The organism is Spiroplasma endosymbiont of Asaphidion curtum (genome assembly GCF_964031085.1).
In the GTDB taxonomy this organism is placed as follows: Bacteria; Bacillota_I; Bacilli_A; order Mycoplasmatales; family Nriv7; genus Nriv7.
Genome location: NZ_OZ035001.1, coordinates 1,211,988 through 1,231,986, shown reverse-complemented (window position 1 = coordinate 1,231,986; position 19,999 = coordinate 1,211,988). Strand labels below are relative to the sequence as shown.

Sequence of the window (19,999 nt, the reverse complement as noted above, 5' to 3'; positions counted from 1 at the left end):
TATGAAAGAATGAAAGGAGTATTAATTATGGCAACAGTTAATCAATTGGTTCGTATAAAAAGAAAAAGAAAGATTAAGGCCTCAAAAACACCGGCATTACAAATAGGATTAAACTCATTAAAAGAGAAAAAGAAATTAATTATTATTTATTCTCCCCAAATGAGAGGAATATGTCTAAAAGTTATTACAATAACGCCGAGAAAACCTAACTCGGCTTTAAGGAAGATTACTCGTGTGCGACTAAGTAATGGTCAAGAAGTAACAGTATACATTCGTGGTGAAGGACATAACTTGCAGGAACATTCAGTGGTACTTATTCAAGGTGGAAGAACGAAGGATTTGCCAGGAGTTCGTTATCGTATTATTCGTGGTGCTTTAGATGCAGCTGGTGTTGAAGGACGAAAACAAAGTCGTTCAATTTATGGAACAAAGAAACCTAAAAAGTAATAGTTTAAGAAAGGAGTTATTATATGCGTAAAAGAAGAGCAGAAAAAAGAGATGTTTTACCAGATCCAATATATAATTCAAAGTTGGTTACGAGAGCAATTAATAAAATTATGGTTGATGGTAAAAGAGGAATTGCTCAAACAATTCTTTATCAAGCTTTTGATATTGTTAAAGAAAAAACAAATGATGATCCATTAGATATTTTTAATAAAGCATTAAATAATGTTTCGCCACAATTGGAGTTGAAAGTAAGAAGAATTGGTGGTGCTAATTATCAAGTACCTATTGAGGTATATGAAGGGCGAAAAATGACATTGGGTCTTAGATGATTAATTAATTATTCACATAGTCGTAATGGAAAATGTATGGAAGAAAAGTTAGCAGCAGAAATTATTGATGCATCAAATGGTATAGGTGGCGCTGTTAAGAAAAAAGTTGAAACCGAAAAAATGGCAGAAGCGAACAAAGCCTTTGCTCATTTTCGTTGATAATTTAAGAGGAGTAGATAGAGGATGCCAAGAGAATATAGTTTAGAAAAAACTCGTAATATTGGAGTTATAGCCCATATTGATGCTGGTAAGACTACGGTTACTGAGAGAATTTTGGTACATACTAAAAGAATTCGTAGAGCTAGAGAAACCCATGATGGTGGTTCGCAAATGGATTGAATGGCTCAAGAACAAGAACGCGGCATTACGATTACTTCAGCAGCAACAACAGCGGTTTGAAGAGAATTCAGAGTTAATATTATTGATACTCCAGGGCATGTTGATTTTACTGTTGAAGTAGAGCGGTCATTACGAGTATTAGATGGTGCGATTGTGGTTTTAGATGCCCAGTCAGGTGTGGAACCACAAACAGAAACAGTTTGAAGGCAAGCAAATACTTACAAGGTACCAAGAATTGTATTTATTAATAAAATGGATAAAATTGGTGCCGACTTCTTATATTCTATTAATACAATTCATGATCGTTTACAAGGTAATGCTCATCCAATTCAATTGCCAATTGGTAGTGAAGATAATTTTGATGGTATTATTGATTTGATTGAAATGAAAGCATATCATTATAATCAAAATGATGTTCATGAAACAGTAGAGGAATTTCCAATCCCTAATGAATTACAAGAACTAGTTAAAGAAAAGCACAGTAGTTTAATTGAAGCACTTGCTAAACTTGATGATGAGTTAGCGATGCAATATTTAGAAGGCGAAGCGATTGGTATTGAACAAATTAAACGAGCGATTCGTAGTGCTACTTTAACAGCTGAATTCTTTCCTGTTGTTTGTGGATCAGCGTTTAAAAATAAAGGTATTAAGTTATTATTAGATGCCGTTGTTGATTATTTACCATCGCCATTAGATATTCCAGCCATTAAAGGGGTGCTTCGTAATGATGAAGAAGCAGAAAGAAAAGCATCTGATGATGAACCTTTTGCTGCCTTAGCATTTAAAATTATGACTGACCCTTATGTCGGAAAGTTAACTTTTTTTCGTGTTTATTCAGGGGTATTAAACTCAGGTTCTTATATCTTGAATGCCACTAAAGATAAACAACAACGCATTGGAAGATTATTAAAAATGCATGCTAATAACCGCGAAGAAGTTCAAAAAGTATATGCTGGTGATATTGCAGCGGCTGTTGGTTTGAAAGATACAACTACTGGTGATACTTTGTGTGATGAGAAGCATGCGATTGTTTTAGAATCAATGATTTTTCCAGAACCAGTTATTTCTTTAGCATTAGAACCAAAAACTAAAGCTGATCAAGATAAAATGAGTTTAGCGTTATTAAAACTTGCTGAAGAGGATCCAACATTTAAAACATGAACTGATAATGAAACCGCACAAACAATTGTTGCCGGAATGGGTGAATTACATCTAGATATTATTGTTGATCGCATGAAACGAGAATTTAAAGTTGAAGTAAATGTTGGAAATCCACAAGTATCATATCGTGAAACTATTAAAGTTTCATCTGATTGTGAAGGTAAATATATTAAACAATCAGGTGGTCGTGGGCAATATGGCCATGTATGAATTAAATTTGAACCTAATCCAGATAAAGGATTTGAATTTATTGATAAGATTGTTAGTGGAAAAGTTCCACGCGAATATATTAGTTCTGTTAAAGCGGGACTAGAAGCTAGTTTACCTGGTGGTGTTTTAGCGGGATATCCATTAATTAATATTAAAGCAACATTATTTGATGGGTCATATCATGATGTTGATTCATCTGAGATGGCATTTAAGATTGCAGCTTCAATGGCTTTAAAAGAAATTAAGAAGCATTCACAACCAGTATTCTTAGAACCAATTATGATTGTTGAAGTCGTAGCACCAGAAATATATTATGGTGATGTGATAGGAAATCTTTCTTCAAGAAGAGGTCAGATTGAAGGCAGTGAGCAAAGAGGTAATATTCAAGTTATTAAAGCTAAAGTACCATTAGCAGAAATGTTTGGGTATGCAACTGATCTTAGATCCTTTACACAAGGGAGAGCAAGTTATACAATGCAGTTTTCTCACTATCAAGAAACACCAAAATCGGTTAGTGAAAAAATTGTTGCCCAAAATATAAGATAAGAGCAATAATTTTATTGTTAGCAACTTGAATTTTAAGATAAATTTAAGATAAAATATAAATATCTTTTTTAAAAAAAGTAGTAATAAAAATGAAAGGGAGAAATGAAATGGCAAAAGCAGCATTTTCAAGAAATAAACCGCATGTTAATATTGGAACAATTGGTCATGTTGACCATGGTAAAACAACTTTAACAGCAGCGATTACTTCAGTATTAGCAAAACAAGGTGGAGCAACAGCAAGAAAATATGATGAGATTGATGCTGCACCAGAAGAGAAAGCAAGAGGGATTACAATTAATATTGCCCATGTTGATTATGAAACTGAAGCAAGACATTATGGACATATTGATGCTCCAGGGCATGCTGATTATGTAAAAAATATGATTACTGGTGCAAAACAGATGGATGGAGCAATTTTAGTTGTTGCTGCAACTGATGGTGCAATGCCACAAACTAATGAGCATGTTTTATTAGCTAAAAATGTTGGGATTAAAAAATTAGTTGTTTATTTAAATAAAGTTGATTTACTTGATGATCCTGATATGTTAATTTTAGCAGAAGATGATATTAGAGAATTATTAACTAAACATGGTTTTGATGGTGCCAATACACCAATTATTGAAGGTTCAGCGTTAAAAGCGTTAAATGGTGTTCCAGAACAAGAAGCAAAAATTCTTGAATTAATGAAAGCTGTTGATGACTTTATTTCAACTCCAGAGCGAGATTTAGATAAGCCATTTATGATGTCGGTTGGAAGCGTTGTGAGTGTTCCTGGTCGCGGAACAGTTGCTACTGGTCTTATTGATCGGGGAATATTAAAACCTGGTGAAGCCGTAGAAATTGTTGGGTTTGGTGATAAAGTAATTAAAAGTATTGCTACAAGTATTGAAACTGGTCACAAAACACTGGATGAAGCTAGAGCTGGTGATAATGTTGGAATCTTATTACGAGGTGTTGAAAAAGATGCCGTACGAAGAGGACAAGTTTTATGTAAACCAGGAACAGTTACACCTCATAATAAATTTCAGGCAGAAATTTACTTATTAACAAAAGCGGAAGGTGGTCGTCATACGGCAACTAAAAGTAATTATCAACCACAATTTTACTTACATTCTTCAGATGTAACTGGAACAGTTACTTTACCTGCTGGTGTTGACTTTGTGATGCCTGGTGATAATACTGAAATAACTGTTGAGTTAAATACTAAAGTTGCTTTAGAAGAAGGAACACAATTTGCTATTCGTGAAGGTGGTAAAACCGTAGCTTCAGGAATAATTAATAAGATTTTAGAATAAAAATTTTAAAAAATAAAAAACAAAGAAAAAGTTATCTATTTCAAATAGATAACTTTTTAATTTTACAAATTATTACTATTTAACTCTACTTAAAAGTTCAACTAATGTTTTAACCATAACCCCATTGCCACGAGAATCGTTATCAGCTGTTCCAACAATATCTAAGTGAATGAAAGGTTTATCTTCAACAAATTCTTGTAAGAAAGCAGCCGCTTGTGATGAACCCATATCACGAATTTTTCCAATATTTGCTAAGTCAGCTATTTGTGAGCATTGCATTTCTTCAATGTTTTCTTTGTAGATTGGCATTCTTCAAATGCGTTCTTTGCTTAAATTACTTGCTTGTTCAAATTGATTGTAAAAATCGTTATTATTACTAAATACACCAGTAGCGTGCTTTCCTAGAGATACCACGATTGCTCCGGTTAAAGTAGCAACATCAATAATTTTAGTAGCATTGTTATTTCTAATAGCATAAGTAATACCATCAGCTAAAACTAATCGTCCTTCAGCATCAGTATTTAAGATTTCAACGGTTTTACCGTTCATTGCTGTTGCTACAGCTTCAACTAGTGTTGCGTGACCCCCAATGCGATTTTCAGTTAAGCAAGCAACAGCAACAACATTAATTGGAGGTTTGATTTTAGCAATGGCTAACAATGTTGAACAAACAATAGCGGCTCCCGACATATCAAATTTCATATTAATCATTGAAGCTGCTGGTTTTAATGAATAACCACCAGAATCAAAGGTAATTCCTTTCCCAACTAAACCAATTTTTTCTTTACTGTTAGTATTTCCTGTGTATTCAATTATAACAACTCGGGGGTCATTGTGGCTACCATTAGCAACAGCTAATAAAAGACCCATTTTATTTTCAATAATTGCTTTTTTATCTAAAATGGTAATTTTAACATTATCAATGCCTTCAAAAACTTTTTGAATATCTTGAGCAAAGATTTCTGGATACATTAAGTTTGGGGGTGTATCTTGTAAGTTTCTTGTTAAATTAACACTATCTAGTTTAATTTGAGCAAGGTTAAAAATTTCGGTGCTATCACTAATATTAGTAATTAGATGATAGTTTGCTTTTTCTTGCTTTTTTTCTTGTTTATAAGATATTACTTGATGTTGGGTATATAAAATGGCTTCACTAATGGCTTGTAATGCTAATTGTTCATTAAAATTATTAGTTGTAAAACTAGCAACATCAATATTTAATTCGCGGGTGTTGGCACTGCTAAATTTTTTCATTCATTGCTGTAATTTACAAAATGTCATTTTCTTTTCTTTAAAGTAAACGAAAAGGATTTTTTCTGAGTCGATTAAGGTTGTAATGCCTTCAGATTTTTCAACGGCGTCCTTAATTGCTTCGCCTTCAAAAATAGCTTTTAAAGTTACAATGTTTTGTTGTGGTTCTTTTATTAAGTTAATCATATTTTTCCTCCTATTATAATAAAATTATATAAATTATAACACTTTTGATTGCACAAATGCTGTAATATATTGATATAATCATAAAATAGATTAATTAGGGAAGAGGATATAATTAATGAAACGAATTAATGCTGATAAAAAATATCAATGAGATTTAAGTTATTTATTTACTAGCGATGATGAATGAACGAAGACATTACAAAACTATATTAATCATTATGGGAAATTGTATAATTTAAAAGGAAAATTACATCAACAGGAAAATTTTAAGCAATATATTTTATTATCAGAAGCAGGAGAAATTTTAGGTGCAAAACTTTCCCAATATTTACATTATGGTAGTTTAGATACTACTGATGAACGGTTTATTAATTTAAGTAATTTAATGATGAATGAATCATTAAAAATTCAAACTAAGATGTCATTTGTTGAGCCAGAATTAAAACAAATTGGTGCGGAAAAAATTATGCAAATGTTAGCAAGTGATTCTGAATTAGCAAATTTTGAATATGATTTTCGATCATTTTTTGAAAAAGTAAAATATTTATTAACAGAAGAACAAGAGGAATTATTAAATAATGTTGCTAAAACGCGAAGTACTAGTTATCAACTTTATGATTTATTAGCATATGCCGATAAGGAAAAACAATATCTTGATTATGATGGTAAAAAACAGGAGTTAACAGAATCATTGGCAACTTCAATAGCACAATTATCGCGCCCTAAAGAAGATCAAAAATTAAGACGAGAAGCTAGTATGTTATTAAACAAACATTTAATTACAAAGAAGTATTCATTAGCTAAAGTGTATGAAGATATTATTCAATTTAGTGTTGAAGAAGTTAAATTAAGAAACTATGAAAGTTCATTACAAGCATCATTATTAGGTGATAAAGTATTGCCAGATATGTATTTAACTTTATTAGAAGTTGGAAAAGAATATATTCATTTATATCGTCTTTTTATTAAAATTAAACAAAAATATTTTCAATTAGATAAGTTTTATGCGACTGATAGTCATTTATTAATGAATAAAACAGAAAATAATAAGTATTCTGTTATGCAAGGGATTGCAATGGTAAAAGCAGCTTTTCAACCATTGGGCGAAGAATATTTAACGATGTTAGATATCGCTTTATTACCAGGGCGAATTGATTATTTTGAAGATACTAACAAACGCAGTGGGGCATATTCGTCATCAGGTAAAGGTGTTGAACCAATTATTTTAATGAATTGAGATGATTCATTACGAACTGTTGCTACTTTAGCACATGAATTAGGTCATTCCGTACATACATTATTTTCTAATAAATATCAACCGCCTAATTTAGCACAATATCCAATTATTTTAGCAGAAGTGGCATCAACTTTTAATGAGCATCTTTTATTTAAATATCTGTATACGCAAGCTAAAGAAAAAGATGAACAAATTTATTTATTGGAAACAAGAATTAATGATTTAATGGCTACTTTCTTTCGTCAAATTCAGTTTGCTAAGTTTGAATTGGAGGCTCATAAATTAGTTGAACAAGAGCAACCAATTAATGCTAGTATTTTAGCAAAACTATTTAAAGATATTTCAATTGAGTATGGTTATGATGTTTATGATGAAATTGCTGATGATGCCATTTATGCTTGATCACGAATTTTGCATTTCTTTAATTCCCCTTATTATGTTTATAAATATGCTACTTCGGTGACAACTTCGTTTAAGTTATATGATGATTTTGAAAAGGGTAATAAAGCTAACATTTTGAATTTTCTTAAAGCAGGAGGACATAAAGAACCAATGTTAATTTTGCAAGATGTTGGGATTGATTTAGCACTAAAAGCAACCTATGTTCCATTAATGGAACATTTAGAGCAACTATTGGATGAATTGGAAAAATTATTACAGATTTAAAATACGAGTTTAGTATAAATATATGAGTATTGTTAAAATTCAGAAGTTTACTTCTGAATTTTTTAAATTGGGTGATGATGTCATTATTAGAAAATAGTTTCAATGGAAATCGTTTAATTTTAGATATAATAATGTGATTATAAGGTTAAAAAAATATTTATATTTTAAGGAGTTGATAATTTTTGAATTTATTAAGGAAAGTTTAAAAAATATAAGTAATTAAAAATAGAGAGGTAGTTCTAAATGCTTAATCTAAAATCAGGAGAGACTTATACAAAAACCAGTTTTTTTAAAAATATTTTATTTAAAACTAGCAATATATTTATTATTATATATTTTATTGCTAATCCCGATTTCTAATCGCAATGAAACATTTTATAATTTTTTTAAATTAAAATCAGCAGTTGGTGAATATGCTGGTTATGAAGTTAGTACAATTATTAATTGAACATTTTATAGTTTTTTAACAATGGTGCTATTGACAATGATATATAAAAATTATTTGCGATATCGCTTTTTTGTTTTATCAGTGCTAGTTCTAATGTATATAACATTGGTAATGACTATTCTTTTGGTATTAATTAAGGGCGATTTTTATGTAAAAAAGACAACAGGATTACTTTTAACTTCAATCATAAGTTTGTTAATTTATTTGCCAGCGTTGAGTCTTAATCTTGTGTATTTACAATTAAAAGATAAATAAAATTATTATTATTAATTATTATTTTGCCAGTTTTTATAAATCATCTTCCTAATATGAAACCAATATTTAATTCTAGTTGCTGAATTATACTTGTAAGTGCAAGTAAATAAAATTGCAAAAAATCTCATATAAAAATTTCATGATGCTAAGTTTATTTTAGAAAAAACAAAGCAAGGAGTTTTTATATGGGTTACAAACATCTTGGCATATATGAAAGAATTTATATTGAGAATCAATTGAAGTTTAAAGTAAAAATTAGTGAAATAGCTAAAAATCTTAATCGAAGTATTAGTACTATTATTCGAGAAGTCAATAGAAATAAAGATAGTAATCATTATTTTTCATTAATTGCACAAAATAAAGCAGAAAACAGAAAACAATCACATGTTTATTTTCATAAGTTTAAAAATAGAGAATTAGTAAAATATGTACAACAAAAATTACTATTAGGTTGATCGCCTGAACAAATTTATGGCAGAATTAAAAATTTTCATAAAGAATGAATTATTAGTTTTAAAACAATTTACAATTGAATTTATTCTGGATTACTTGAAAAAGTTACTAATAAAAATTTAAGAAGAAAAGGTAAGAAACGAAAATCTCAAGAAAATCGCGGTAAATTTAATGGTAAATCAATTAAAGAACGAAATATTAATGTTAATAATCGTATAACTGTTGGTCATTGAGAAGGTGATACTGTAGTATCATCACGAGGTAAAAGTAAATCATGTTTAATAACTTTAGTTGAAAGAACATCAAGATTTACTTTAGCAATGTTAGTTGAAAATAGAACTACTAAAGTTGTTAACGAAAACATTAGCCATTATTTATCAATTCTTTCAAATAATCTTGTTAAGACTATAACATTTGATAGGGGTAAAGAATTTTCTAATTGACAACAACTTGAAAAAAATTTAAATGTGAAAATTTATTTTGCTAATGTGTATTTGCCTTGACAAAGAGGTACTAATGAAAATACTAATGGTTTAATTAGAGAAAAATTTCCTAAAAAATTTAATTTTTCAAATACTACTAAAAATGCAGTTCATAAATTTATATTGTCTTTAAACCAAAGACCAAGAAAAATACTAAATTATCTTTCACCAATCGAATATTTGGTTAGAAAAATAATTTAGTTGCACTTAACTTTACAATTTGGCATATCTTTATTTAATTCATTTTTAGCAACATTACGAATGTTTTTTACTAAATCTTGATGATTTCCATCCTTATATAATTTAATTCAACTATTTAGTGTTACTTTGCGATTTTCAAAAATAATATTAAATGCAGTTTGTTTTAATTTTTTAATAGCATGATAACTATCTAAAATGTATCTAACATTACCAAAACTATTAGCAATTTCTCTAATTCAAGTAGCACCATCACCACAAAAAATTATTTTGTCATAATTAATATTCACATAATGTTTTTGTAATTCTCTAATTAATAAATCACGATAACCCATCGTATTTATTCGTTTACCAACTTTTAACATTAGAAAATGACCTCGTTTATTTTCTAACTCTCTACGAGCATTTTTGTAATTTTTTTCTTTATGTCCTGTATGAAAAGTAACTAAACGAATTCTTTGGTCTTGTTTAACTTTCTGATCTAATGTTGCTAAAAATGTCTCATCTAGTTGAATATATAAGTCCTTATTTTTGACATCAATTCTAGTTTTAGTTTCTTTTTTTGCTAGTTGAAAATATTCGACAATATCATATTTATTTAAAATGCTTGAAATACTAGCTTTTGAAATATAACAATGATTTAGAGCATCTAAAACATCACGATATCGTTTACCATCACCCAAAAGACTTAAAACTTTAAATTGGACATCAAAATAAATGCGTTGTTTGGGTAATAGACCAATTTCTTTATCTAACAAACATACATATTCAAATTTACCTGATTTTTGATTTCAATATTTATATCGGCGTCGTTTAAAAGTAACATCATCAAAAATTGTAATAATTGTTCTTGGTGCAAAATGAACTACTTTATAACCTTGTTTTAAGCGATAATGATATTTATATAAGTATTCATCTAATTTTTCATATTCATTAGCTAGTTGTTCGCATTTGTTGGTGTACATATTTTTATGGGTTGTAAATAAACTGAATCAATGTTTATTTTCTGGGGTTTTTACATTATTATTAATTTCTAACATAAAAAATCGCCTTTCTTGGTAGTAATTTTAACAAAGTTAAATTTATTTGCTTCAATAATACAATTTTCAGTTACTATCACAATATTGTAAGAAGTCTAATATAGTAAAAATAGAATTTTTTTGTTTGACGGTATATAATGAAAATGCAAAGTGAATAGATTCCAGACTAAGATTTGGAAAAAGCATGTTGATTATTAGACTTCTTGCATTACTTATTTATTAAACAAAATTCCTATAAAATATATTTAAAATAGAAATTATAAGGAATTTAAGATTATGAAATTTGATAAATTTAATTTTATTAATGATAAAGAATTATTACGATTAACTGGAATAAAGCAAAGTACTTTTAATAAAATGTTAAATATTTTAAAAGAAGCTGAGTTAAAAAAGTTTAAAAGAGGTGGTAAAAATAATAAATTATCATTAGAAAATAGATTATTGATGACTTTATCATATTGACGAGAATATCGTACTTATTTTCATCTTGGTAAAAGTTTTGATATTAGTGAAGCTAGTTGTTATCGAAATATCAAGTGAATTGAAGATATTTTAATCAAACATCCTGATTTTCAACAACTTGCTGGTAAAAAAGCATTAATAAATGATTATTTTAATGATAAAACAATTATTATTGATGCTACAGAAACACCCATTCAACGCCCAAAAAAAGACAAAAACAATCTTATTCAGGAAAAAAGAAAAAACACACTATTAAAACACAAGTAATTATTGAAAAAGAAAGCAAAATAATTATTGCAACAAATTTTTCTCTCGGTAAAAAGCATGATTTTTGTTTATTTAAAGAATCAAAAATCCCAATTTTAAAAAATACTAAATTAATAGTTGATAATGGTTATCAAGGAATACAAAAAATTCATAGTAATGTTCTAATACCTAAGAAAAAAACAAAGAAAAACCCTTTAAATAAAGAACAAAAACATAATAATAAATTAATTTCAAAAATGAGAATTATTATTGAAAATATTTTTGCTATTCTTAAAAAATTTAAAATTATTACTGAAAAATATCGTAATCGTAGAAAACGATTTAGTTTAAGATTTAATTTAATTGCTTCAATTTATAATTTGCAATTATAGATAACATAAAATATTTATTTAAAATTAAATTTAAATAATAAAATAATTTTTTGTTGTGTCAAAATTTACACATTTAATAAAATCCATAAGTATTAACCTAATAAAAGTTAGAAATTACTATATAGTATTTTTTATTTACAAATAATTTGTAATTATTTTAATAAGTAATGCAAGAAGTCTATTTAATAAATTTTATTAATTGGTAAAAATTCAGGAAAGGAATTTGATTAGTATGAAAAAACTTTTAGAATTACTAGGGGTAATTTTACTAACTAGTAATGCCGCCGGCCCCTTAGTTGCCAATAAACCTAATAACAATAAAGCAAAAATTAAAAACAGTCCAGAAACATTAACGCGGCAAAAAAGACAAGCACCAAAAAAACAAAAAAATAAAAAAGCCACCCCAACAAAAAGTAGTACTACAAAACCACAAAACGAACAACCTTCAACAAGCACAACAGATAATCAAGTTGAATTCATTAAAAAAGAAATTGCTTTAAATAAAAATTATTCTGACAATATTCAAAAAATGTTAAAAGACTTTATGAAAAATAACCAAATTGATCCTTTAAGAACCATCAATATGGGTGGGCTTATAAGTACCCCTGATAAGCGGGAAACACTGATTGAAATTTTAGAAGAACTACAACCAAAAATGGCTGAGTGAGCTAAAGCGAACCATATCAACAACGAAAAAATATTAATCTTAACATTAAAAAAAATAGTAGTCAGCAAAGTATAAAATTAGTAATTAATTTAAAAGATTTTTATGTCCAAGGATTTGTAAATAAAGATAATAAATATTTTTATTTTAAAGATTCGCAAGTAAAAGAAATTAAGAAACAGGACTTAAATATTCAAGAGTCAATAAATTTAGGTTATAATAGTAATTATTGTCATTTAAATAATGATAATTTCGTTATTTCTTACTCGAATATAGACGATTCTATTAGTGCATTATCAAAACATAATATAAAAGATAATAATAAAATAAAACAACATTTAGTGCGATTAGTTTTTATTACTAGTGAGGCGATGCGGTTTCAATGTGATGAAAAGACTTTAGAAATTTTTGCAGAAATTAGAAATGTTGATGAACTAAAAAACGACTTAAAAAATATATTGAAGGTTGTTCAAGACACCATTGATGGGAAAAATGAAGAAATAAATTGAGGAGATTATAAAGACCAATTAAATAAATGAGACAAATATTCAAAACAGATTAATGAATTTAGAATAAAAATTTGAAATGAATTAATTAAAATGAAAAAATTAAATGATTTCATTTTTCAAAAAAGAGAAGTTCTTATAAAAAATTTAGATAATCTTTTAAACTTCAAAAATGAACAAGAATTAACTAACGAGTTAGCAACATGATTTAATAAAAATGCAAATCAAAATGAGAAAGCATTAAAAGATGATTTTGTTAATAAGACAATAAATTTTATAAAAATTATTAGGAATCTCTCAAATTCAGAAACAATAAATAATTTATCTTCTGATTCTATAAGTGAACAACAGAAAAAAGAACTTGAAGAAGAAATTAAGGAAATTATTCGTAATTTTAGTAGCGGTGATATTAGTCTTTTAGGCTTATCTATTGAACAAAATAATTTAGATATTACTAAATTATTAATTAGGTTAAATTCAAAAATAATAAATGATTATTCAAACAGATTATCACCGTTGCATCTTGCGGCATATTTTAATCGTATAGAAATTGTTAAATCATTATTAAGTTGTTCTGGCATTGTTATCAATATTCTAGATAATAATGGAAATGGAATAAATACGCCCTTGGTCTTTGCAATAATAAAGAAAAATATAGATGTTGTTAAAGAATTATTAAAATATGCCAATATTAATGTTAATGCAATGATTGAAAATGTTTTGTCGCCGTTACATTATGCAGCAGAAAACGGTTATCTGGCAATTGTAAAATTGCTACTCGCCAACGGTGCTGATGTCAATGCAAAAGCAAAAAATGGTGCGACCCCCTTACATTATGCAGCAGCTAAAGGTTATACAGAAATTGTTAAATTATTGTTAGAGCATGGTTCTGATATTAATGCAAATACAAGCAATAGACGAACTGCGTTGCATGTTGCTGCGGAAAATGGTCATACTGATGTTGTTAAACTGTTGATTTCAAAAACAAAAGAGCAATTTAATAATGTAGATAATGTAGAATTTAAAAATTTCATCAACGCCAAAGATAGTAATGGCTTAACTCCTTTATATTTTTGTAATAAACTAGATAACAATGTAGAAACTGTAAAATTACTACTTGATAATGGAGCTGATGTAAATATTATTATAGATAATGACAATAACACCATTTTGCATCTAACAATATGGGAAAATAATTTTACATTTGCAAAAGAATTATTAACAAATCAAAATAGTAAAAATAAAATTAATGTTAATGCGATTAATAATTATAAAAACACTCCGATAATGGGCGCAATACAAAATAATAATATAGAAATTGTTAAATTATTGTTAGAGCATGGTTCTGATATTAATGCAAAAGCAGAAAATGGTATTACTCCTTTACATTTAGCAGCACAAAACGGTTATCTGGCAATTGTAAAATTGCTACTCGCCAACGGTGCTGATGTCAATGAAAAAATTAATTTAGGTGTTGGCCCCCTTTAGATGTTGCGAACCGAAAAGGCCACACAGAAGTGATAAATCTTTTAGAGAAATTTGTTGAACTAAATAAAAAAATAGAAGTATGTAATCAATTACTAAAAAATCCTCAAAATTTAACACCAGAACATAAAACAAAAATTGAAAACGATTTACAAGCCGCTCAAAAAGAATTAGAACAATTATTAAAAATTAAATTGGCGGATGTTATTACTGAAACTGGTTTAGGAGAAATATCAGATAAGCAAGAACAGACAATTTTAAAGCGTGTTAAGGAATTAAATTCTCACTTAGATATTAATCAAGTTAAAGTACAAGAAAATAGTAATGAAACTCATGCAGTTATTAAACGAAATGACGAGAGTTATTATCCTGGCGAAGTTACAGTGACATTTACCGTTGGTAAATTAGGAGACAGTTCAGGTCCAAGCCAAAATGCTTCTGGTAATAATGATGGTAGTCCTGGGTCAAATGGCAATAGCGATGCAACTAATCAAGGGGCTAACAGTAATACAAATGTAAATGGTGCTGGAAGTTCACAACAAAATAGTGGCACACAAAACCAAACCACTAGAGAAGTAACAAATCACAATAATCTGTATGATGTGCCAGCCGATAATAGTTGTTTATTTTGATCCATAGCGACAGCTTATTTATTTCCAGCGAGAAATAATGATGAAGAATTTAGCAATCGATTCATTCAATTATTTGGTGAATTACAATTAAGTTATTTATCATATATACAAACTTTATTCCAACAATTTGATGTAGAAAATAATACGAATACGCAAGCATGATATCAAGATGCCACCGCCCAAAGATTGGTAAGAATTGTCTTTCGTAATCGCGTTGTCGATTATATTGAAAGAAATTTAAATACCATTATAACTCGCAATGGTGAATTAATATTTCGAAATCTTATTCAAGAAAATAATGAAATTGCTTCTAATTACTTGGCAATAATGCGACAACCCTCAACATGAGGGGGACACCAGAAATATTGGCCATGAGTAATCTTTTAAATGCTAATATTGGTGTTGGTACTGATAGCCCATATCAACCCGTGCATCAAAATGCAAATAATAATAACATCGCGATATCTTATGTTGAGCTTGAAAAAGGTTCGGGTATTCACAATCATTATAATTTTGCTTTACCAGAAGAAGAAGATCGAACAAATCAGCCTATTGCTATTAATGACAATCAGGGAAATGTCCTGATCGTTGATATAACCAAGAGGCCAGATAATTTACTACCAACCACGCCAAAACCAGAGGCGAACGCAATTAAATTAGCAGTTGATGACCATGGTCAACACCACGCCATTTTGGCTAAAAATAATGAAGATGATGATGCTAATCAAGGTAATAATATTGCCAAGGCACCAGAACCAACAGCAACCCCATTACAAAAAGATGAATATCATTTTGTAGATAAAAAAACAGAAGATGATAGTTTAAAAAATGATGAAAATTTAGAAATTAACTTAATTAAAAACAATAAAGACGAAATAAAACAAAATGCCCCGGCAGGAAATCAACCCATCAATACAAATATGGAAAATTTACAAACAACAACTGCTAAGGCAATAAATCAATACAACGCTCTTTCAAAAGAAGAAAAATTAAAAAAATTAAATGAAATTAATCGTTACTATCAAACATTATCGGAAAACGATAAAAAAGCTTTTAAAGAAAAATTAACAAATACTGGATTAGCAGCTTTAAGTGGGGGTGCTTTAATAGCTTATGGAACAAAAATGACTGTTTCTGGTTCTACTGCTGGTGCTAATGTTGCGGGCAGTGCAGAAGCAATGGAAATGACTCCTCTTTTAGCAGAAAGTTCAGCAGAAGGGTTAGAAATTGCAGGAACAATTACTGTTGCTGAAACAGCAGCAGTTGAAGGCGGGGTTATAGCCGGGGAAGCCGGTGCGGCCGCCACTCTGGCTCCGGAAACTTTAGGCTTATCCTTGGTGATTGGTGGCATTGCAATTGTCGAAACATGAATGTATTTTGCTTTTCATCATCATGCAACACCTGATATGGCGTTGCCAACTTCAATTCATCATAATGTTTATGATAACATTGAAAAATGATATAAATTTCTCGCCCATGATCAATTAAAAATTAACAAAACCACATGAAATGAAATCAAACAAAATAAAAATTCACAAGCAACCATTACTAAAATTATTAAAAATAAATTTATTATAAATGACCATTCTGGCTGAGGCGGAAGTGTCACAAATGAAGATTTCAACACTTTTGTAAAAGTAATACTACTTCATTTTGAACAAATAAATGGTTATTTTGAAATATTAGATAATGAAAATGATGGTTTTGTCATTATGACCAACACTGAAGGCGATTGACTAGGAATAGAATAAAATTTAACATTTTTAATTAAAAGAGAAAAATATTTCTTATATGTGTTATGTAGAAATAACCTGATTTTTAATTTTAATATATTTGTTAATTATCTAATTTAAATTAAGATTAAAAATATTTTTATTAAAGCAGTATTTAAATTTAAATACTGCTTTTCTATTTTGACAAAATAAAAAAAAGAAAAAATTGTTTGGTTGTTTAAGGGCGCGGGTATTTGTCACCATAGAATATCACCTTAGAAAGGTAGTATTTTAACAGTTTTTAAATTTAGTTATTAAAGGTTTAACCTTCAATTTTTGTTATTAGTTGGGCCCAAGTAGGATTTTTTAATATTGTTACTTTTAGATTAACGATTTCCTTTTTTTGAATATTACCGTTTTCAATTTCTTCATACTTGATATTAAAGTTGAGTTTTGTAAGTTCATCAAGGATATTTTCATTTTTTGCATGGTAATTATCTATTATGCTATGTATTGTCTCTTCCTTAATTGGAGATATTGTATCAATTTTTATTCAGTTTGGCATATTTATTGGTCATTGTTGTGTATGTATATATAAATCTCATTTTATATCAGTAGTAGGTTTTTTTCATCTATTTTTTACTAAGTAAACAAATCCTTTTTTTAAGTTTAATTCGTATGATTCATTCTCAATTTGTAATATTGGTTCATTTGTTTTTTTAGAACAACCAACTATTGGTAATGTTATTACTCCTAAAACAGCGGTTATATTTAAAAATTTCATAAAATTAACTCCTTTATTTTGTTTTTTCAATATATATATATATATATATATTATACGAAAATCCTTAAAATCATTAGAAAAATGGCAAAACCGATTAAAAACTGAAAGGTATAGTAAAAGGCGGGCACCATTTTAAAAATTGGAAAAATGGCAGTTGAAAAGTTAACTGTTGCTTTTGCAATGATTGCTAATGGTCGTAAAATCGTAATGATTTGTGAAGCAGCGAGCATTCAGTTTATCATTTTGATGCCAGCATTTTGAATGGCACAGCCAATGTCATTAAAAGTTGGTATTCATCGTCCAGAATATTTGCAATTTGCTGGCGGAATTAAATCATCTCATTCTGAGTTGGTTGAGCCATCAGGTATAAACGCCGTGGAATTTAAGACATTAAAGTCATAAATTTTAAAATTGTAGTTAGAGATATTGCCTTTATGATAAAGCGGAAAAGTCAAGGTAAAAATATTAATACCATAGCGAATATCAATGTCGGTGTTAAGATAATTAATATTATTAGCAGTGTTACTGGCTGACAATTTAATTAGTTTATTGTCATAAGATTTAAGAACATTAAAATCAATTTGATAAATGCTATTGTTGTTTTTAATGGCATTATAATTCTCTTGGTGCGATTTTTTATCAAAAGTAAAGAAATAACTTCTTAGTAATAATTCTGAGTTTCCTATAATATTTACTAAGTATTTTTTGGGATAAAAGGTAATTAATGAACGGTAAAAGAAACCGATTTGAATAAAATAATCCTTCTTATAATTTTCTACACCTTTAAAATCAATTTCTGTATGAGTGTTTTCATCCATATCAAAAGTAGCATAAAATAAACTTGCAAAGAAATTGCCAAGAATTTCGTAGATTTCGTCAAAAACATTTTTGTAATCGCTGTTGTTAATACTAGGTATGTTGTTTTTAAAATAAAGGTAAATGTCATTTTTTAATTCAGGGTCGTATCTCAAAAAACTAAATTTAACATTAAGATAATTTAAGGTACCAAAAAGGTACTTAATTAGGTAATAATCGTTAGTATTTGCCGTATCATATTTTCATATTTCACTTTCACCATGTAATAATTGTAAATAGTTATTACCTGCGATTAAGGTTTTATTAAAAGCTTTAATTTTTAAAACATTCTTATTAATTTCATTCTCACTACTAGAAGTCTTATGATGAAAATAGCTTTCATCTTTAAAACCATGGTTTTTAATGATAAATTCTTTGTAATAACCTTTTTCTAAGGTGTTAATGAAATTAAATATTGGCGTTCAATAGAGATAAGAGTAATTAAATTTATCAAAATCACCACGATGAATCATTAAGTAATCAAGATTATCAACAACATCGTTATAGTTATGGTTGCCATCAAATTTAGTGGTTTTTTCTGGTAAATCAATATCAGTTGATGGTCTTATTTGACCTTCAATTTTTGTTATTAGTTGTGTTCAAGTAGGATTTCTTAATATTGTTACTTTTAGATTAAAGATTTCCTTTTTTTGAATATTACCGTTTTCAATTTCTTCATACTTGATATTAAAGTTGAGTTTTGTAAGTTCATCAATAATATTTTCGTTTTTTGCATGGTAATTATCTATTATGCTATGTATTGTCTTTTCGTTAATTGGAGATATTTTATCAATTTTTATTCAGTTTGGCATATTTATTGGTCATTGTTGTGTATGTATATATAAATCTCATTTTATATCAGTAGTAGGTTTTTTTCATCTATTTTTTACTAAGTAAACAAATCCTTTTTTTAAGTTTAATTCATAAGTTTCTTTGCTTTCTCTTTTATTTCTAATTAGTGATTGTACTGTTGTTTTGTCATTGTTAATGTTTTGGGGAATGGTAAAAATGTTATTGAAACCAATAATTAACACGGTAAATATTTTCATAAACATTTTTACCACTCCTTTTTAAAATATTTTATTTTTCGTTGTTCTTTTAGTTTTGATTTTTTTAATAAGTCACTCAATGCTACAGTTTATAACTACCGCTATTGTAATGCATATATCTAAATATCCTAGTATCATAAGTGAAATTAATGCTTCAAATTTTTCATATAATAATTTCAAATCATTAATTTCCAATTTTAAAAATGGAATGAAAAAGATAATAATCATAAAAATGTAAGGCAAAATTCTCCATCAATATTTTTTTAAAGAATTAATGAGCTTGTTTGATTTCATTTTTCAAGGCTCTTTTTGCTTTAATTTTCTGAATAATAACGCGGATTAATTTTTCAAATTTAATTGCAAAATATATTGCTCCGCCTCATCAGAAAACAAATATTCCCGCGAGCATAATACCACTATTGAACTTGCCAAAGAAATTAATCATTTCTTTACTCATAAAATCATTAAATTCGTCACTTGTTCCGGTTATTCATTTAGTATCGATTACTGTTAATGCACAAATTAATAAGCTTATAAAGATGAAAATGATACTTAATACTATTTTTAATCACTGTTTTTTAAAAGAATTTTTAATTCTTAATTTTAATGGCATTTTTTCTTTTGAATTATCTTTTTTAAATAATTTTCCTAAAAGTTTTTTCATTTTAA

At 28.1% G+C, this 19,999-nt stretch carries 17 protein-coding genes; 12 read left to right on the top strand and 5 right to left on the bottom strand.

The window, feature by feature from the left end; genetic code table 4:
• Positions 1–27: 27 nt before the first annotated feature.
• The 4 genes from rpsL (at position 28) to tuf (ending at position 4,327) form a co-directional block, all read left to right on the top strand.
• A complete protein-coding gene (gene rpsL, locus AAHJ00_RS07330) occupies positions 28–447 on the top strand; it encodes a 30S ribosomal protein S12 (RefSeq protein WP_342223979.1) in 420 nt (139 codons plus the stop codon).
• 23 nt (positions 448–470) lie between these two features.
• A complete protein-coding gene (rpsG, locus tag AAHJ00_RS07325; RefSeq protein ID WP_342223978.1) occupies positions 471–938 on the top strand; it encodes a 30S ribosomal protein S7 in 468 nt (155 codons plus the stop codon).
• Between the two features lie 21 nt (positions 939–959).
• On the top strand, positions 960–3,032 hold the full coding sequence (gene fusA, locus AAHJ00_RS07320) for an elongation factor G (RefSeq protein ID WP_342223977.1): 2,073 nt from the start codon (positions 960–962) through the stop codon (positions 3,030–3,032).
• Positions 3,033–3,139: 107 nt separating this feature from the next.
• Positions 3,140–4,327: an elongation factor Tu gene (gene tuf, locus AAHJ00_RS07315; protein ID WP_342223976.1), complete on the top strand. Its 1,188-nt coding sequence runs from the start codon at positions 3,140–3,142 to the stop codon at positions 4,325–4,327.
• Between the two features lie 75 nt (positions 4,328–4,402).
• Here tuf and AAHJ00_RS07310 read toward each other — a convergent pair whose 3' ends face one another.
• Positions 4,403–5,764, bottom strand: coding sequence for a M17 family metallopeptidase (locus tag AAHJ00_RS07310; RefSeq protein ID WP_342223975.1), 1,362 nt, complete (start codon positions 5,762–5,764; stop codon positions 4,403–4,405).
• A 115-nt stretch (positions 5,765–5,879) separates the two neighbouring features.
• Here AAHJ00_RS07310 and AAHJ00_RS07305 point away from each other — a divergent pair, with 115 nt between their 5' ends.
• The 3 genes from AAHJ00_RS07305 to AAHJ00_RS07295 all read left to right on the top strand — a co-directional run bounded on the left by AAHJ00_RS07305 (position 5,880) and on the right by AAHJ00_RS07295 (position 9,506).
• The gene (locus tag AAHJ00_RS07305) at positions 5,880–7,667 is read left to right on the top strand and encodes a M3 family oligoendopeptidase (protein WP_342223974.1); all 1,788 of its coding nucleotides are present in this window, start codon (positions 5,880–5,882) and stop codon (positions 7,665–7,667) included.
• A 340-nt stretch (positions 7,668–8,007) separates the two neighbouring features.
• Complete coding sequence (locus AAHJ00_RS07300; protein ID WP_342223973.1) at positions 8,008–8,370, top strand: hypothetical protein; 363 nt, start codon at positions 8,008–8,010, stop codon at positions 8,368–8,370.
• 185 nt (positions 8,371–8,555) lie between these two features.
• A complete protein-coding gene (locus tag AAHJ00_RS07295) occupies positions 8,556–9,506 on the top strand; it encodes an IS30 family transposase (protein ID WP_342223972.1) in 951 nt (316 codons plus the stop codon).
• Here AAHJ00_RS07295 and AAHJ00_RS07290 read toward each other — a convergent pair.
• Positions 9,503–10,543, bottom strand: coding sequence for an Mbov_0401 family ICE element transposase-like protein (locus AAHJ00_RS07290; RefSeq protein WP_342223971.1), 1,041 nt, complete (start codon positions 10,541–10,543; stop codon positions 9,503–9,505). The two genes, AAHJ00_RS07295 and AAHJ00_RS07290, sit on opposite strands and share 4 nt — an antisense overlap.
• 276 nt (positions 10,544–10,819) lie before the next feature.
• On the opposite strand from AAHJ00_RS07290, the gene AAHJ00_RS07285 reads away from it, so the two are divergent.
• From AAHJ00_RS07285 to AAHJ00_RS07265, 5 genes are all read left to right on the top strand, one after another.
• Positions 10,820–11,643 (top strand): IS5 family transposase gene (locus AAHJ00_RS07285; RefSeq protein WP_342223477.1). Its coding sequence is split into 2 segments (ribosomal slippage): positions 10,820–11,216 and positions 11,216–11,643, totalling 825 coding nucleotides; the frame shifts between segments, so codons are not numbered across the junction.
• 232 nt (positions 11,644–11,875) lie between these two features.
• Positions 11,876–12,385: a hypothetical protein gene (locus AAHJ00_RS07280; RefSeq protein WP_342223970.1), complete on the top strand. Its 510-nt coding sequence runs from the start codon at positions 11,876–11,878 to the stop codon at positions 12,383–12,385.
• A complete protein-coding gene (locus tag AAHJ00_RS07275) occupies positions 12,343–14,301 on the top strand; it encodes an ankyrin repeat domain-containing protein (protein ID WP_342224629.1) in 1,959 nt (652 codons plus the stop codon). Before AAHJ00_RS07280 ends, AAHJ00_RS07275 begins: the two co-directional genes overlap by 43 nt.
• A gap of 29 nt (positions 14,302–14,330) precedes the next feature.
• Positions 14,331–15,317 (top strand): hypothetical protein, encoded by a 987-nt coding sequence (locus tag AAHJ00_RS07270; protein WP_342223969.1) that lies wholly within the window; start codon positions 14,331–14,333, stop codon positions 15,315–15,317.
• The gene (locus AAHJ00_RS07265; protein WP_342223968.1) at positions 15,275–16,681 is read left to right on the top strand and encodes a hypothetical protein; all 1,407 of its coding nucleotides are present in this window, start codon (positions 15,275–15,277) and stop codon (positions 16,679–16,681) included. Before AAHJ00_RS07270 ends, AAHJ00_RS07265 begins: the two co-directional genes overlap by 43 nt.
• Before the next feature lie 283 nt (positions 16,682–16,964).
• Here the strand turns inward: AAHJ00_RS07265 and AAHJ00_RS07260 are convergent, their stop codons facing one another.
• The 3 genes from AAHJ00_RS07260 to AAHJ00_RS07250 form a co-directional block, all read right to left on the bottom strand.
• Positions 16,965–17,426, bottom strand: a complete 462-nt coding sequence (locus tag AAHJ00_RS07260) for a hypothetical protein (protein ID WP_342223967.1) — start codon at positions 17,424–17,426, stop codon at positions 16,965–16,967.
• A gap of 50 nt (positions 17,427–17,476) precedes the next feature.
• Complete coding sequence (locus tag AAHJ00_RS07255) at positions 17,477–19,336, bottom strand: hypothetical protein (protein WP_342223677.1); 1,860 nt, start codon at positions 19,334–19,336, stop codon at positions 17,477–17,479.
• A gap of 265 nt (positions 19,337–19,601) precedes the next feature.
• Positions 19,602–19,994 (bottom strand): hypothetical protein, encoded by a 393-nt coding sequence (locus AAHJ00_RS07250; RefSeq protein WP_342223676.1) that lies wholly within the window; start codon positions 19,992–19,994, stop codon positions 19,602–19,604.
• Between the last annotated feature and the right edge of the window lie 5 nt (positions 19,995–19,999).